The organism is Bifidobacterium thermophilum (assembly GCF_037482445.1).
GTDB classification, from domain to species: Bacteria; Actinomycetota; Actinomycetes; order Actinomycetales; family Bifidobacteriaceae; genus Bifidobacterium; species Bifidobacterium thermophilum_B.
Window position 1 is genome coordinate 1 of record NZ_JBBHLY010000004.1, and the last position, 16,129, is coordinate 16,129.

Consider the following 16,129-nt stretch of genomic DNA (forward strand, 5'->3'; position numbering starts at 1 on the left):
GACAGGATGTGGGAGAGTAGCACGCCGCCGCATCACACGTCACACGGCCCCGACAGGCACAAACCCTGCCGGGACCGTTCTTTTTTCCCATACCCCCACACCAACACACACACCCTCCTTATACCCACCCCCGACCACACCACGACCACGGGACCCCGGTGATACCGCAGGACGGTCGCCCCACGGTGCCGCCGTCATCGTTCCCGGGGACAGGAAACCAGAGACCAACGGCACCGCCACACGTCCACACAACAACACGAAACCCCGGCGTGCGAAAACCGGCTCGAAGACGCCATCGGAAGAACAGCACCACAACAACACAATCAGGGACACACTTCCAAGACAACACGGTGCTGCAAAGGCCTATGCCCGGTCCACATGTTAATTTCCATCTTCTGCCTTGCAACTATCCGCAGGGCGTGTCACGTGGTTACTATGAAACCTGTAGAGAGATTCTCGAAAGCATTGTCAACACTGGGAGGATGGGAATGGTTCCAGCGAAGTATGAATCCCATGCGTCCGCCGACGATGTGTACCGGGTATTGGACCTCGATCTTGATGGCGTGTGCGCTGACTATACGGGAGCCATACGTGCGTGGCTTGTTACGCACGGGCGTATGAGCGCTGATGCCCGTCCCGATATGACCCGGTACGGTATGACCACCGCCACCGGCTGGCCGTTCCCAACGGTTCAAGCCTACAAGCAGGCTCACAAAGAGGCGGAAGCCGACCACCTCTACGCGACAATGCCGGTCATCAAGGGTGCCCCACAGGCGCTGCAACGCCTCGCCGATGCACACGTGTACATCAGGGTCGTCACACATCGCCTGTTCGTATCCGGGCAACACCAGATTGTGGTGTCGGACACGGCGAAATGGCTTGACGACAACCATATTCCATACATGTCGCTGTGTTTCACCGGGTTGAAAGACACCATGCACGCGTCCATTCATATCGATGACTCTCCGGACAATATTCGCGCGTTGCGGCAGGCCGGCGAGCATGTCGTCGTGTTCGACCAGCCATACAACAGGGATTTAGAGGGTCCTCGCCTGCATACCTGGGATGAGACGAGCGTCACCAAGCTTCTTACGTGGATTGACCAGTGGCCGCTCGACCGGACGACGGCAATGTAATACGAAGCATTCCAGTCAGTTGGTGGATTCCATAGATGTATCGTTGCAGCCCGCGGCTAGGATAAGTCAGGTGAACGGGATCTCAGAGGGAAACAAGCGGCATCAAGACGTGCGACAAGCGTCTGATATTGCGGCGAAGCCGGCGCGTGATGCGGATGCTGCCACGCCACGTCGTGCGACCGCCGACGCGCAATACCGTCGTATGACGGGCGCGCCGGTCAGTGGCCTGATTCTTGCGCTGTGCCTCCCCGCGGTCATATCGAACCTGGTCACCACCGCCTACAATCTCACGGACACGTATTTCATCGGGCGGCTGGGCACTTCCCAGTCCGGCGCAATCGGCATCGCCTACTCGGTGATGACCGTATTCCAGGCATTCGGGTTCTTCTTCGGTAACGGTTCCGGAAACTCCATGAGCCGGGAGCTCGGGAAACGCAACAATGAGCGTGCCTCTCGCCTGTTGGCGGTCGGTTTCTGCGGAGCGGTCCTCGGCGGACTCATGTTGGCGGTCCTCGGGCTGGCCACCTTGCCGCGTCTGGTGATTATGCTCGGCTCGACCGCGACCATCGCCCCCTACGCCGTCGCTTATCTCACACCGATCCTCATCGCCGCGCCCATGGTGTGCGGGTCGTTCGCGCTGAACGGCTTGCTGCGTTACCAAGGACTGTCACTATACGGCATGATCGGTCTGGTCACCGGTGCGATGCTGAACTTCATCGTCGCGCCATTGCTGATTTTCGTTGCGCGGCTTGGTATCGCCGGTGCCGGCATCGCCACCGCGATATGCCAGACCATCAGTTTCATGCTTCTGGTCACGTTCGCCGTCCGCCGGGGTGTCGTCAGGCTTGATATCCGCAAGGGCAGGCCTGACATACTGCTCGTGCGTGAAATCATTGGAGGCGGTATGCCGTCGCTGTTGCGGCAAGGTGCCGGTTCGCTCGCGACCACATGCGTGAACCTTGCGGCCAACCCCTTCGGCGATGCGGTCATTGCCGCCATGGCGATCGTCATGCGTGTCATGCTTGCCATCAATTCGATTATCGTCGGCCTAGGACAAGGTTTTCAGCCGGTGTGTGGGTACAATTACGGTGCCGGGCTGTATGGGCGTGTCAAGGAAGGGTACTGGTTCTGCGTGCGCTTGTCTACGCTTGCTTTGGTGGTCATTGCAATCGCCGTCGCAGTGCTCGCCCCGGATATCATCGGCCTGTTCCGATCAGACCCACAGGTGATTGCCGTCGGTACCGTGGCGTTGCGCATCCAATGCTGCACGGTGCCGCTCAACGGCTTCGCGATGATGTCCAATATGATGCAGCAGACCATGGGCAGGACGGTTATCGCGTCCTTCGTGGCGGTCTGCAGGCTTGGTTTGTTCCTCGCCCCGGCGGCGTTGATTCTTGCGCGTATTTTCGGAGTGCCTGGTGTCCAGGTTGCGCAATCGGTCTCTGACATCCTTTCCTTCGTGGTGACCGTACCGTTGCAAGCGCGAATCCTACGCTCGCTTGGCGAGTCCCGCAAGACGGTGTGATTGCTGATACCGTGATTGCCATGTGTGTGCGCACGGCGTAACGGTCGTGGCAGTGGCGGCTTGTATCATGTGGGATATGAGAATCGCACGTTTCACCAAAGACGACAAGACCCCGCAATATGCCTTCGTGCAGAAGGACGAGCAGGATGGCAAGGATTACCTCGTGGTGCTCAGCGGCTACCCGTTCGGCGCACAACCAGTGGAACCGACCGGCGAACGGTTCCCGCTTGACGCGGACGGATTGCGTCTGCTCGCCCCGGTCATCCCATCCAAGATCTACGGCCTGGCGAAGAACTATGAGGCTCACGCCCAGTTCATGCATGAGACCGGGCACAGCGATATCGCGCACGCACCTGAGGATATGGTGATCTTCTCGAAACCGAGCACATCGGTGATCGGCCCTGACGACCCGATTGTCATCCCGCCGTTCTCGCATGATATGAATTTCGAGCCGGAAGTCGCGGTGATTATCGGCCGTATCGCCAAGAACGTGCCGGTCGAGAAGGCCATGGATTACGTGCTCGGTTTCACATGCGTCAACGATGTGACCTTGCGCGACCTGCAGGGCGCCGACCCGATGTGGACGCGCGCGAAGGGCTTCGACACCGCGTGCCCGCTCGGACCGTGGATCCAGACCGATCTGGATTGGAAAGACGCGAAGATCTCGTTCACGCTCAACGGCAAGGATGTACCGGAAGCCAGCGGTACGACCGCGAAACTGATTCACGGCATCCCCGAGCAGATCGCCGCGATTTCAAGTTTCTCCACGCTGCTGCCCGGTGACGTGATCATGACCGGCACCCCGAACGCATCCGGCAGCCTCAAACCGGGCGACGAGCCGATCGTCCACGTGGAGGGTATCGGCAGCCTGCGTAATGTTGTGGTGCAAGGCTGACTGTCCGGTCGGCTGGTTGCCCAATCGGCACCTGACATTGGACTGAACCTCGTCTGAACTTGCCACTTACTTGCCACTTGCTGGCAAGTAAGTGGCAAGTTCGGTTTGGCAACCGGTATGCGTGGTGTCTCCTGGCGCATTGCGCCGGTACTTGCCGGCAATATGGCGGAATCACACGGTGAGTTCGATCTGGTTGTCTTCGAGCGCGATGACGCAGCTTTCGTAGTAGCCGTCGCCAGTGGTGCGCGGGCCGCTCATCACCTCGTATCCATCGGCCTTGAGACGCGCGGTGAGCTCGTCCACGGCCTGTGCGCTGCCAAGGCTGAAGGCGACATGCGCGTAGCCGGTGCGTGCGAAGGGCTTCGGTCGGTCCTCCATGCCGGGGCGTGTCATGATCTCAAGCCGCGTATCCCCGTCGAAACTCAGGAAGTACGAGCGGAAATCCGTGGTTGGATTATGGTATTCGTCGTTCGATGTAGCACCGAGATAGGTGATGAAGAAGTCCCTCGCAGCCTCGAGGTCGTTGACATATAGTGCCACGTGGTTGATATTCGCGATGTCTGCACTCATAAGGCCTCCTCGTTCGATTTGAGCGTTTGTGCCCGGTGCCCGTTCGTGTAGGGTACGGCCGCTGCTACTTATGGTACGGCTCGTGGGCGTTGATCTTGAAGGCGCGGTAGACCTGCTCGAGCAGGATCACGCGCATGAGCTGATGCGGGAAAGTCATGGGGGAGAAGCTGAGCTTCCAGTCGGCGCGTGAGAGGATTTCAGGCGCCAGCCCGAGCGAGCCGCCGATGATGAACTGGATGTGGCTGGCGCCGTGCAGTGCGAGGTCGTCGAGTTTCGCGGCGAACCGCTCCGAGCCGAGCATCTGCCCGTCGATGGCGAGGGCGATCACATACGCGCCGTCCTTGATATGTTTGGCGATGCGCTCGCCTTCCTTGCGCTTGATGAGCTCGTCGGTGCCGGGCGTGGCGTGTTCGGGCGTCTTCTCGTCTGCCACTTCGTAGATGCTCAGTTTGCAGAAGCGCGACAGGCGTTTCGAGTATTCGTCGATCGCGTCGCGCAGATACCGTTCCTTGATGCGGCCGGGGGCGATGATGTCGATGTTCATGGGGTGTGCGTTCCTTCCGTCAACCTACCCATCGTAGCGGTGGTGGGCTCCAAGCGTATGGCGGTGCAAGGCACTGCCGCCATCCCCTTCTGTTTCTGCCGACGCTGAGACACCTGCCAGCGGCGGCAGAAACAGAAGGGGAGCCGTGTGCCGATGGGCGCGCGGGCGGTGGCTCAGTCGACGACCACCGCGTCAAGCACGGGGACCCGCAGCGCCTGCCGTGCCGGAGGCAGCGCGGCCAGAATGCCAACCGCAATCGACGCCAGCAGGAACACGCCCAGTTGCGGCCACGGAATCGACAGGTTCGACAAGCCCATCGAAGCGAAGCAGGCGCGGATCACCACGCCCGCGGCGACACCGGTCGCCAGCCCGAGCACCGTACCAAGCACGGCGATGATCGACGATTCGATCGCAATCATGCCGCGTACCTGTCCGTTGCTCATGCCGATCGCGCGCAGTACGCCGATTTCGCGGGTCCGTTCGGACACGGACAGCGTCAGCGTGTTCACGATGCCGAAAACCGCGATGATAATCGACAACGCGAGCAGCGCATAGACGATCATGAGTACTTGGTTGACCATACCGGACAATGCCGAACGATATTCGTCGTGGTCCATGACGGCGATCACATAATACGGTTTGACGACTTTCGTCAGCTGGTTCCGTGCATGTGTCAGGTTCGTCCCCGGCTTGAAGGTGACGAACGCCTGCGGGGTCATGAGGATCTGCGTGACGCCGAGTGCCTTCGCCTCGTCGGCGTTGATGAACACGCCCAGGTCCCATGCGCCGCCGCTGGCGATCGCCGCGACCGTGAACGTCTGCGTCTTGGCTTCGGCACCATATGTGGCTTGGGTGGTGCTGCTCGGCGAGAATGTCGCGGTCACCCGTTGCCCGACATGCCAGCCGTTGTCCTTGGCGGTGCTTTTGCCCACGATGATGTCATCCGTGCCGGAAAGCGCACTGTCGAGATTGCCTTCCACGGTGACGGGCGGCATGGTGGTGTGCGCGAAATCATCATCTACCACCATGGTCCGGGTGATGGCCGTGTTGTCGCCGTAGGAGACGGCTGGCGTCGCGGTGAGCGTGGTCACCGACGACACGTCGTCAAGCCCGCGCACCTGGTCGAGCGCGGCGGAAGGAATACGGTAGTTCGCTGACTGCAGCACATAATCGGCATGCAGGTTGTCGTCCACCACCGAGCTGATCGATGTGTTCACCGATGAGGCGATCACGCCGAGGCAGCTGACCAGTGCCACGCCGATGAACAGGGCCGCTGCCGTGTTGGCGGTACGCCGGCGGGATCGGCCGATATTGCGGGTGGCGAGACGCCCGGTCACACGGAACACTTGCGACGGCAGCCATCCGAGGATCTTGCCTGCGGGAGCCACGATGGCGGGCGCAAGCATGATGACGCCGATGACCACCAGCCCGGCGCCGATGCCGAGCGGCCAGCCGGTGTCCAGCTCATTGATCGCGCGCCACGGCGTCGGCCCGGCCGCAGCGTTACCGGTGTTGGCGATGGCGACGGCGAGCCACCAGATGCCGAGCCCGGCGAGCGCCAGGATAGTGCCGCCGATGCCGCGTGCCAACGTTGGTTTTTCCGGGTTCACGGTCTCGTTCATCGCCTGGATCGGCGGGGTGTTCGCGGCACGGGCCGCGGGCAGTGTCGCGCCGATGAGCGAAACGATCACGCCGACCGCGACGCCGACGCCGATGGCGCCGGGTGTCGGCACTGCGGAGCCTTCCAAGGTGGTGCCGGTCATGGCGATAACCCGCATAATCAGCGCCGTCATACCCCAACCGAGCAGGATACCGGCGCCTGAGCCGATGATGCCGAGCGTGAGCGCCTGGACGATCACCGTGGTGAACACCTGGCGTGGCGAAGCGCCGATCGAACGCAGCAGTGCATACCCGTGCATGGCCTCGCGCACAATCATCGAGAAGGTGTTCGCGATGATGAACGTGCCGACGAACAGGGCGATGAGCGCGAAGATCAGGATAAGCGGCTGAACGAAGCCGATGCTGTCACGCGTGGCTTTCGACTGTGCTTCACGGTAATCGTCGCCGGTGACGGCGACGGCTTTCGACCCGGACGGGAGCTTCGCGTTGATCGCGTCCGCAAGCGCTTGTTGCTGGTCGGCGGTGAGCGCCGAGCCGTTGTTTGCCGTACCGTAGACGCCGATGACACTGGCCTTGGAGGTGTCACTGCCCTGCGCGGCGAGTTCCTGCTCGACGACCGCCGGGTCAAGGCCGACGATGAGCGTGCCGGCCTGTGAGGAATCGAGGTCGAAGATGCCGCTGACCGTGACTTTGGTGGGCCCCGCCGCCGGGTAGACGTAGGTGGTGGTGCTGCCACGGTGAAGATGGGCGGCGCTCGCGGTGTCCGAGGATATGGCGACCTGGTTGCGGCCCTTGGGATAGGTGCCGGACGTGAAGTGCGCGGAACGCCAGGGGTGGGTTGAGGATAGCGCCATGCTGGAGGTGCCGCCGCTGGACGCCGTGGCGGTGCCGTCCGAGCCGACGAGCACGCCGGTGGTCAGGCTTTCGGGTACGGATACTCCGGATACGCCGGCCACATGCTTGATGGTGTCGGCGAGATCGGCGTTGACGGTGTTGTAGGTGGCGGTTTCCGTGCCCGAGTTCGTGTTGTCGCGCTGCGAGCCGCGCACGTAGACGTCATGGTCGGCGTTGGTGGCGAGCATTGCGTCGACCTGGGTGTCGAGCATGCCTCGGAAAGCGAAGGACCCGAGAACAAAGGCCACGCCGAGGGCGATGGCGATAATGGACATGATGAAGCGGGGCAGGTGGGCGCGGGCGTCGCGCAGGCCGATGGTGATCATCGTCAGGCCTCCATGTCGGGCGACGCGGTCTGGTCGTCGTCGGCGAAGACGTCGAGGATCTGCCGGTAGGACGGGTGGTCCATGTCCTGGGTGATGTGCCCGTCCGCAAGGACAAGCACGCGGTCGGCGTAGCTGGCCGCCCGCGGGTCATGGGTGACCATGACGATGCTCTGCCCGCGGTTCCGGGCGGAATCCTGCAGGAATTGCAGCACTTGGGCGCTGGATTTCGAATCGAGGTTGCCGGTGGGTTCGTCCGCGAAGATCACGGACGGGCGTGCCATGAGCGCGCGGGCGCAGGCGACACGCTGCTGCTGGCCGCCGGACAGCTGGCTGGGACGGTGGTCAAGGCGTTGGCGCAGGCCGACGACGTCGACGATCTCGTCGAACCAGTCGCGGTCGATCGGTTTGCCCGCGATCTGCAAAGGCAGGAGGATGTTCTCTTCCGCGGACAGGGTGGGGACGAGATTGAAGGACTGGAAGATGAAGCCGATCTGGTTGCGGCGCAGCTCCGTCAGCTGGCGTTGGTTCATGGCGCTGACCTCGAGACCTTCGACGAACACCCGTCCCGAAGTGGGGCGGTCGAGGCCGGCCATGCAGTGCATAAGTGTGGATTTGCCGGAGCCGGACGGTCCCATGATCGCGGTCATGCGCCCGCGTGTGAATTCGACGCTCAGATGGTCGAGTGCGGTGACCTGGGTGCCTGACCCGGCGTCGCCGTAGGTTTTCACCAGGTCATCCGCCCAGGCGACCGTGTTGTCGCCGTGGGCGCCGGAAGGTCGGGGTGCGGCTGCGGGCGTGGTGCTGGAGTGAAGTGCCATGGATGTCCTTCCGTCGAGTGGACGATGCGGGTGCGCTGCGGGATCAGAGGAATCAGGGGCGTAAATCGGGATTCGCCGAGCCTGTCATCTCTGCGTCTGTCCTCTCTCTATTACACCGCATGATTGGACGATTACGCCCAACGGAATATGCCAGATATGCATCGTATCGCGCCAATCTGCGCTGTCGGCACCGGCCACGTGGCCGCGACGTGGAACGATATGCAACGCGGGGTGATACACGACGCGGTGAAAGAAAAAACTTGAGTCAACTAGGCTCAAGTTTGGAATAATCGACAGGGAAATCGGTTGTATACAGCAGACACAGACAACGAAGCGCCCACGGGTGAAGCCGCCCGGACGGCGCGAATGGAGGAACTATGCAAGCGCAATTCACGAATATGGCCCAAGAGGTCATTAGCGACGCCGTGCAGAGCGCGTCCGCCGCAGGCAACGCGCAAGTCGAGACCCTGCACCTGCTCGACGCGCTGCTTCGCCAGCAGAACGGCGTCGTACCAAGCCTGATCAAGGAGGCAGGGGGAGATATCAAAGCCATCGGCACCGCCGTACGCAATGGGTTGGTCAACCTGCCGAGCGCCAGCGGGTCAAGCACCACGCAGGCGCAGCCCAGCCGCCAGCTCGAAGCGGTGCTCGTGCAGGCCGAACAAGAGATGAAACAGCTCGGGGACGAGTTCATCTCCACCGAACACCTGCTCATTGCCATTGCCGCGAGCAAGCCGAACAAATCCGCTGACATTCTCGAAGCCAACGGTGTGACCGCCGAATCGCTGCGCAAGGCGTTGCCGCAGATCCGCGGCGGCGCGCACGTGACCAGCGCGGACGCGGAAGGCAATTACAAGGCGCTCGAAAAGTATTCGACCGACCTGACCGCCGCCGCGAAGGAAGGCAAGCTTGACCCGGTGATCGGCCGTGATCAGGAGATCCGCCGTGTCATCCAGATCCTGTCCCGCCGCACCAAGAACAACCCGGTGCTGATCGGCGAGCCAGGCGTCGGCAAAACCGCCGTCGTCGAAGGCCTCGCCCAGCGTATCGTCGCCGGGGATGTGCCGAGCACGCTGCGCAACAAGAAGCTCATCAGCCTTGACCTGGGTTCCATGGTCGCCGGGTCGAAATACCGCGGCGAATTCGAGGAACGCCTCAAGGCCGTGCTCAATGAGATCAAGAACGCGAACGGGCAGATCATCACCTTCATCGACGAGATTCACACCATCGTCGGAGCCGGCGCGGCAGAAGGCTCGATGGACGCGGGCAACATGCTCAAGCCGATGCTTGCGCGCGGCGAACTGCGGCTGATCGGCGCCACCACGCTCGACGAATACCGTGAGAACATCGAGAAGGACCCGGCGCTTGAACGCCGATTCCAGCAGGTGTTCGTCGGTGAGCCGAGCGTCGAGGACACCATCGCGATCCTGCGTGGTATCGCGCCCAAGTACGAGGCCCACCACAAGGTGACCATCGGCGATGACGCGCTCGTGGCCGCAGCCCAGCTGTCCAACAGGTACATCAGCGGGCGTCAGCTGCCGGACAAGGCCATCGATCTGGTCGATGAGGCGGCCGCGCACCTGCGTATGGAGCTCGATTCCTCGCCTGAGGAAATCGATGAGCTCAAGCGCCAGGTGGACCGGCTCAAGATGGAACGCGCCTACCTGCTGGGCAACCCGAAGAACGAGAAAGCCGAGCAGAAGAAGGCGGACGCGCTCGACGAGAAGTCACGCGAACGCCTCGCCGACCTCGACAAGGAGCTCGCCGACAAGACCGAGAAGCTCAACGGCCTCAACGCCCGTTGGAATATGGAGAAAAGCGGACACAACAAGGTCGGCGACCTGCGCAAGAAGCTCGACGAACTGCAAGTCGAAGCCGAACGTTGCGAACGCGACGGCGACTATGCGAAAGCCTCGGAAATCAGGTACGGCGAGATTCCGCACATCCAGAAGGAAATCGCCGCCGCCGAGCAGGAGGAACGCGATGCCAAGGAAACCGGCGCCGAGGAGACCCCGATGGTCCCCGACAAGGTCGATGCGGATTCCATCGCGCAGATCGTGTCCGAATGGACCGGCATTCCTGTCGGCCGCCTGATGCAAGGCGAGAACGAGAAGCTCCTGCACATGGAGGAGTACCTCGGCAAGCGCGTCATCGGCCAGAAGGACGCCATCCGCGCTGTTTCCGACGCAGTGCGTCGTTCGCGTGCCGGCATCTCCGACCCGAACCGCCCGACCGGATCGTTCCTGTTCCTGGGCCCCACCGGCGTGGGCAAGACCGAGCTCGCCAAAGCGCTCGCCGACTTCCTGTTCGACGACGAGAAGGCCATGGTGCGTATCGATATGAGCGAGTATATGGAGAAAGCCTCTGTGTCCCGCCTGATCGGTGCCGCCCCGGGCTATGTCGGCTACGAGGAAGGCGGCCAGCTGACTGAGGCTGTGCGTCGGCGCCCCTACTCGGTGGTGCTGTTCGACGAGGTCGAGAAGGCGAATCCGGAAGTCTTCGACCTGTTGCTGCAGGTGCTGGACGATGGTCGCCTGACCGATGGCCAAGGCAGGACCGTGGACTTCAAGAACACGATTCTGATCATGACCTCGAACCTCGGTTCGCAGTTCCTGGTGCAGCCTGACTTGGATGAGGAAGCCAAGCAGAAGGCCGTGATGGATGCCGTGCATGCGCACTTCAAGCCGGAATTCATCAACCGCCTCGACGAGCTGGTCATCTTCCACCCGTTGACCCGCCAGGAGCTCGGCAGCATTGTCGATTTGCAGGTGCGTCAGGTGGCCGCGCGGCTTACCGAACGCCGGATTTCGCTGCAGGTCACGGATGCGGCCCGCGACTGGCTCGCCAACACCGGGTACGATCCGGCGTACGGCGCCCGCCCGCTGCGCAGGCTCGTGCAGACCGAGGTCGGCGATCAGCTGGCGCGTCTGCTGCTTGCCGGCAAGGTGCATGACGGTGACACCGTGCTCGTCGACCAGACCGGTGGCGAACACCTTGAACTCACCGACATGCCTGAGGATCCGCTGTCCGGCGTGACCGTCGAAGGCGTGCAGGAAGACAAGTGACGGTTGCTTGAACTCAGACGGCCGCCCGCCCAAGCTGTGATGTGGCTTGGGCGGGCGGCCGTTTTTCGTATCGCGGGCAGTCGGCGTCGGGCCGTCTTCCGCTTCTGCCGACGCTGACGTCACACTCAGCGTCGGCAGAAGCGGAAGAGACTGGGGACAGTTACTTTTCGAGGAACAGCTCGGGCGCCTTGCTGAAGTTTGTGGCGCAATGCTCGCCGCAGAAGTAGTAGGTCGTGCCGTTGTGGGTGCGGGTGATCGCCTCGTCGTTCACGGCGACGCTCATGCCGCATACCGGGTCGGTCGCGGTGTTGCCGTCGCCGGGGGTCGCTTCGGCCATCTGGTCCATATGATGCATGTGGCTCATGTCCATGGTGTTCTCCTTGCTCTTGGTGTCGGTGTTATTGACGGTGTTGGCATAGTGATCGGTGTTCGACGGCTGATTCAGTGCGGTGTGCTCGTCGACGATGATGGTTGGTTCCGCGATCGGCACACTGGCACCCGCGGAGCCGGCAGCCAGATCATCGGTAATGCGCGCATGCCGCAACCGGTTCGCATTGAGCACCAGGCATACGCTGGACAACGCCATCGCGAGGCCTGCGATCATCGGGCTGAGCAGCCAACCGGTGAACGGGTAGAGCACGCCTGCGGCGATCGGGATGCCGATGACGTTGTACCCGAAGGCCCACGCGTAATTCTCCCGGATGTTGCGCATGGTCGCGTTCGACAGGTTGATGAGTTTCAACACGCCGCGCAGGTCGCCGCTCATCAGGGTGACGTCAGCCGACTGCATGGCCACATCCGTGCCGGTACCGATGGCGATACCCAGATCGGCTTGCGCCAGGGCCGGGGCGTCGTTGATACCGTCGCCGACCATCGCGATCAGCTCGCCGTCACGCTTGTCGGCGTCGCGCTGCGCCTGCAACTGCTCGATCCAGTAGGCTTTGCCGTCCGGCCGCACTTGTGCGATGACCGTATCGATGTCGACCTGCCGGGCGATCGCACCGGCGACCTCGGCCTTGTCGCCGCTCAACATAATGGTGCGCACACCAGCCTGGCGCAATGCTGCAATCGTTTGCTGTGAGCCGGGTTTGACGGTATCCGAAGCGTAGGACGGATGCTCCGGGTCGGCATCCGCGTCGACGGTTCCGCGGGTGATGGTGCCGGTTTTGTCGAAGACCACGGTTCTGATATTGCGCGCTTGCTCGAGCGCCTTCGCCGACGTGACGAGCACGCCGTTGGTGGCGCCAAGCCCGGTCGCCGCGGTCACGGACAGCGGTGTGGCGAGTCCCAAGGCGCACGGGCAGGCGATGATCAGCACGCTGACCGCGGTGACCAACGCATGGGCGAGTCGCGGCTGCGGGCCGAAAGCCGCCCAGATCGCGAACGTCCAGATGGCGATGATGATGACCGCCGGCACGAACACCCGTGCGATGCGGTCCGCCAGCTGTTGCACCGGGGCCTTGGTGGCCTGCGCGCGTGCGACCATCGCGATGATCTGCGCGAGGATGCTGTCGCCGCCGACCCGGCTGACCCGGATGACCGCGCTGCCTTTGAGCGCGATGGTCGCTCCGGTGACGGGATCGCCCGCGCTGCCGTGCACGGACGCGGACTCGCCGGTGATCATCGACTCGTCGATATCCAGTGTACCGGCGACCACTACGCCGTCGGCGGGGATGCGCTCGCCGGCCTTGACGACTACCAAATCGCCGACCTCCAAGTCATCGATGCCGACGGTGGTCTGGTTGTCGGGGTCGTGCCAGGCGTGTTCGCCCTCGTCGAGGACTGCCGGGCTGACGGTCTGCGCGTTGCGGGGACGCAGCTTGATCAGTGACTGCACGGCTTTGCCGGTGCCTTCGCGCGCCTTGCTTTCCAGCAGACGCCCGACCAGCACCAGCGTGATGACCACGCCCACCGATTCGAAGTACGGTTCGCGCGAGCCGGCCGGCAGCAGCGGACCCGCGATGCAGGCGACCAGGCTGTACAGATACGCGGCCGTCGAGCCGAGGGACACGAGCGAATTCATATCAGGGGAGCGGTGGATAAGCGCCGGCCAGCCGACCTTGTGGATAGGAGCGCCGCAGTAGAACATGACCGGTGTGATAAGCACCGCCTGAAGCCACGGATTGGTCAGCCACGCGGGCATGGGGACGTGGCCTGCCATGTGGAGCATGGACACGATGAACACCGGCAGGGTCAACACGGTGCCGATAATGACCAGACGACCGAGCTGTTGGATTTCCTTGCGGCGCTCATCGGCCTCCTTGCGCTCGTTTTCCAAGGCGTCCTTGGCGTTTACGGCAGTGGGGGCGTGTGCACCATGGGTTTGTCGGCTGTGCTCATGCGCGTCGTCGTGCTCGCTGCCGTCGTCCTCGACGCGAAGCATGCCGTGGACCATATTCATGCCACATGCGAAGGGATAATCGCCCGGTGCAAGTGCCGGCAGCTGCACATCGGTATGTGCGTTGCCGGGGAGCATGGCGTCAAGGCCGAGGTCGGAGAAGACGACGTGCGAAGTGCATTCGCCGGTTTCCTGACGGTCGAAATGCAAGGTGATCGGCACGCCGGGCTTCATGGTGATCAGCGAGGGCTCATACCCGCCTTTGACGATGATGTCGGCGCTCTGCATGCCCTGCTCCTGCTTGGCCGCGGTGCCTTGCCGCTTGGCGAAGAAGAACCGCAGCGTCAGCCAGGTCAGTATGATGGCGAGCACGACCATGATGACCGCGGTGAATAGGTCGAATCCCATGCGTCTCCTCCTTGTGTTGTCTTTCATCGTTGCAGCCGGTGGTGACCGGCGGCGTGTCCGGCGTGCGGGCTGTATGCCTGTCGGCCGGCATCGGTGATATATTTCCAGATATATACCCATATGGGGTATAGTGGACAAGAGTATTCGGCTCCTGGGATAAATAGCGTGGAAGGAGTGCCATGAACGGTTATGCAGGCGACAAGAAGAGCATCCAGATGCGGATGCATCGCATCGAGGGGCAGGTCAAGGCGATCGGGCGCATGGTGGACGACGACCGGTATTGCATTGACGTGCTCACCCAGATCGCCGCGGTGGAGTCGGCCCTGAGGTCGGTATCGATGCTGCTGCTGGACGACCATCTCGACCATTGCGTGCGCGAGGCGGTCGAGCAAGGCGGCGAGGTGGCTGACGCCAAGCTGCGCGAGGTGTCCGAAGCCGTGTCCCGTCTCATGAAATAGCGGCATGCGCCCGTGCGTCCACACCTTGCTGTTGACTAGAACATATGTTCGATAATGTGCTTGAGATACTGGCGCTGGTCATTGTCGTCGCGGTATTGGGGGCCGTGGCGGGATTCCTGATAGGCAGGGGCAAAGGGCAGCAGGACGCGCGCGGGGCGAACCGGCAGGAGCTTGACGCCGCCCGGGGCGATGTCGAGGCCGCTCGCGTGCAGATTGGCGAGCTTACGGCGCAAGTGGCGCAATCCCGGGCGCAGACACAAGGCGTGCAAGAGCAGTTGCAATTCGTGAAATCCCAGCTATCCCAAGCCCAGCAGGCCGAACAGATCCGCATCCAGCGCGAGCGTGAAAAAGCCCAGGCCGAAGAGGAACGCAAACGGCAGGAACAGGCGAAGTCCCTGACCGAACAGAGCAAGGTGCTGTCCGCCCTCGCTCCCGTGCAGAAGAATCTCGATGCCCTCCAGCAGAAAGTGGCGGATATCGAAGAAGGCCGCAAACGTGAGATGGGCGCGCTTGGCGAACAACTCAAAGGGCTGGGCGACCAGCAGGCACGGCTCGACAAGGAGACCAGCTCGCTGTCGGCGGCCTTGCGCGACAACAAGATCCGTGGCGCCTGGGGCGAGGCGCAGCTGCGCAATATCGTGGAATCCGCAGGGTTGCTCGAACATGTCGATTTCGATACGCAGGTCGTGGTGAAAGGCGAGAATGACGCCACCCAGCGTCCGGATATGGTGATTCACCTGCCGGGGAACAAGAGCATCCCGATCGACGCGAAAGTCCCGTACGCGGACTACCAGCGTGCCTGCGCCATCCCCGATACCGCGTCCCCGGAGGAGCTCGCGCGGCGCGACCAGCTGTTGCAGGCCCATGCGAAGGCGTTGCGCGAGCATGTTAAGACACTCGGCAACAAGGCCTACTGGAATGCGTTCGACACGACACCTGATTTCGTCATCGCCTTCATCCCGAACGAATCGCTGCTCCAAGCCGCCTTGCAAGCGGATCCGACGCTACTGGACGATGCGTTCGCGCAGAAAGTCGCGCTGACGTCCCCGGTCACCCTGTGGGCGGTGCTCAAGTCGGTCGCCTTCGCCTGGCAGCAGCAGAGCCTGACCGATGACGCCAAGGAACTGTTCGACCTGTCTCGCGAGCTCTATGAGCGTTTCTCCACCCTTGGTGACAAGGCCAATAAGCTCGGCACCGCCATCACCAGGACGGTGGGGGCATACAACCAGTTCGCCGCCTCGCTGGAATCGCGCGTGTTGGTCACCGCGCGCAAGCTGCAGAAAATCGACGGCAACAAAGTCATCGCCGCCGTGACGCCCATCGAGCCGGACAAAGCCGACGTCCGTGAACTGACCGCCCCCGAGGTCCAGTCTGACGGTCGGGAGGACTGACCGGCGGTCGTACGGCAGCGTAGGTACAGTAGCAGTATGACTGAGAACAGCGAGAATCAGACGTTCAGGCGCACCGGGGCCGCGGGCGCCGGCAGCGCGGCCGCGACAAGCGCCGGTAGCGGAGACGACCAGGGTGCAGCG

11 protein-coding genes are annotated in these 16,129 nt (G+C 62.6%); 6 read left to right on the forward strand and 5 right to left on the reverse strand.

Annotated elements, in window-relative coordinates; translation table 11 throughout:
- Positions 1-488: 488 nt before the first annotated feature.
- The 3 genes from WD012_RS04680 (at position 489) to WD012_RS04690 (ending at position 3,556) form a co-directional block, all read left to right on the forward strand.
- Positions 489-1,136: a 5' nucleotidase, NT5C type gene (locus tag WD012_RS04680; RefSeq protein WP_339562630.1), complete on the forward strand. Its 648-nt coding sequence runs from the start codon at positions 489-491 to the stop codon at positions 1,134-1,136.
- Between the two features lie 202 nt (positions 1,137-1,338).
- Positions 1,339-2,661: an MATE family efflux transporter gene (locus WD012_RS04685; RefSeq protein WP_339562715.1), complete on the forward strand. Its 1,323-nt coding sequence runs from the start codon at positions 1,339-1,341 to the stop codon at positions 2,659-2,661.
- A gap of 76 nt (positions 2,662-2,737) precedes the next feature.
- On the forward strand, positions 2,738-3,556 hold the full coding sequence (locus WD012_RS04690) for a fumarylacetoacetate hydrolase family protein (RefSeq protein ID WP_339562631.1): 819 nt from the start codon (positions 2,738-2,740) through the stop codon (positions 3,554-3,556).
- A gap of 171 nt (positions 3,557-3,727) precedes the next feature.
- Here WD012_RS04690 and WD012_RS04695 read toward each other — a convergent pair whose 3' ends face one another.
- From WD012_RS04695 to WD012_RS04710, 4 genes are all read right to left on the reverse strand, one after another.
- Positions 3,728-4,126, reverse strand: coding sequence for a VOC family protein (locus tag WD012_RS04695; protein ID WP_339562632.1), 399 nt, complete (start codon positions 4,124-4,126; stop codon positions 3,728-3,730).
- Positions 4,127-4,190: 64 nt separating this feature from the next.
- Positions 4,191-4,670 carry a 23S rRNA (pseudouridine(1915)-N(3))-methyltransferase RlmH gene (gene rlmH / locus WD012_RS04700; RefSeq protein WP_033492700.1) on the reverse strand — a complete coding sequence of 160 codons (480 nt, stop codon included), beginning with the start codon at positions 4,668-4,670 and terminating at the stop codon, positions 4,191-4,193.
- Between the two features lie 173 nt (positions 4,671-4,843).
- Positions 4,844-7,510 (reverse strand): ABC transporter permease, encoded by a 2,667-nt coding sequence (locus tag WD012_RS04705; RefSeq protein ID WP_339562633.1) that lies wholly within the window; start codon positions 7,508-7,510, stop codon positions 4,844-4,846.
- A gap of 2 nt (positions 7,511-7,512) precedes the next feature.
- Positions 7,513-8,328: an ABC transporter ATP-binding protein gene (locus tag WD012_RS04710; RefSeq protein WP_339562634.1), complete on the reverse strand. Its 816-nt coding sequence runs from the start codon at positions 8,326-8,328 to the stop codon at positions 7,513-7,515.
- A 377-nt stretch (positions 8,329-8,705) separates the two neighbouring features.
- Here WD012_RS04710 and clpB point away from each other — a divergent pair, with 377 nt between their 5' ends.
- Complete coding sequence (gene clpB, locus WD012_RS04715) at positions 8,706-11,393, forward strand: ATP-dependent chaperone ClpB (protein WP_339562635.1); 2,688 nt, start codon at positions 8,706-8,708, stop codon at positions 11,391-11,393.
- Positions 11,394-11,553: 160 nt separating this feature from the next.
- Here the strand turns inward: clpB and WD012_RS04720 are convergent, their stop codons facing one another.
- On the reverse strand, positions 11,554-14,139 hold the full coding sequence (locus WD012_RS04720) for an HAD-IC family P-type ATPase (RefSeq protein ID WP_339562636.1): 2,586 nt from the start codon (positions 14,137-14,139) through the stop codon (positions 11,554-11,556).
- Between the two features lie 179 nt (positions 14,140-14,318).
- Between WD012_RS04720 and WD012_RS04725 the strand changes: the two genes are divergently transcribed.
- Positions 14,319-14,597, forward strand: coding sequence for a metal-sensitive transcriptional regulator (locus WD012_RS04725; protein ID WP_339562637.1), 279 nt, complete (start codon positions 14,319-14,321; stop codon positions 14,595-14,597).
- A 44-nt stretch (positions 14,598-14,641) separates the two neighbouring features.
- Entirely contained in the window at positions 14,642-15,988 is a 1,347-nt protein-coding gene (locus WD012_RS04730; RefSeq protein ID WP_339562638.1) for a DNA recombination protein RmuC, read from the forward strand.
- Positions 15,989-16,129: the final 141 nt, after the last annotated feature.

Bases quoted from the DNA above. Each gene is read 5' to 3' on its own strand.
- WD012_RS04705 (WP_339562633.1), bottom strand. From the start codon at position 7,510: ATGATCACCATCGGCCTGCGCGACGCCCGCGCCCACCTGCCCCGCTTC.
- WD012_RS04695 (WP_339562632.1), bottom strand. From the start codon at position 4,126: ATGAGTGCAGACATCGCGAATATCAACCACGTGGCACTATATGTCAAC.
- WD012_RS04690 (WP_339562631.1), top strand. From the start codon at position 2,738: ATGAGAATCGCACGTTTCACCAAAGACGACAAGACCCCGCAATATGCC.
- rlmH (WP_033492700.1), bottom strand. From the start codon at position 4,670: ATGAACATCGACATCATCGCCCCCGGCCGCATCAAGGAACGGTATCTG.
- WD012_RS04720 (WP_339562636.1), bottom strand. From the start codon at position 14,139: ATGGGATTCGACCTATTCACCGCGGTCATCATGGTCGTGCTCGCCATC.
- WD012_RS04730 (WP_339562638.1), top strand. From the start codon at position 14,642: ATGTTCGATAATGTGCTTGAGATACTGGCGCTGGTCATTGTCGTCGCG.
- WD012_RS04710 (WP_339562634.1), bottom strand. From the start codon at position 8,328: ATGGCACTTCACTCCAGCACCACGCCCGCAGCCGCACCCCGACCTTCC.
- WD012_RS04725 (WP_339562637.1), top strand. From the start codon at position 14,319: ATGAACGGTTATGCAGGCGACAAGAAGAGCATCCAGATGCGGATGCAT.
- WD012_RS04680 (WP_339562630.1), top strand. From the start codon at position 489: ATGGTTCCAGCGAAGTATGAATCCCATGCGTCCGCCGACGATGTGTAC.
- WD012_RS04685 (WP_339562715.1), top strand. From the start codon at position 1,339: ATGACGGGCGCGCCGGTCAGTGGCCTGATTCTTGCGCTGTGCCTCCCC.
- clpB (WP_339562635.1), top strand. From the start codon at position 8,706: ATGCAAGCGCAATTCACGAATATGGCCCAAGAGGTCATTAGCGACGCC.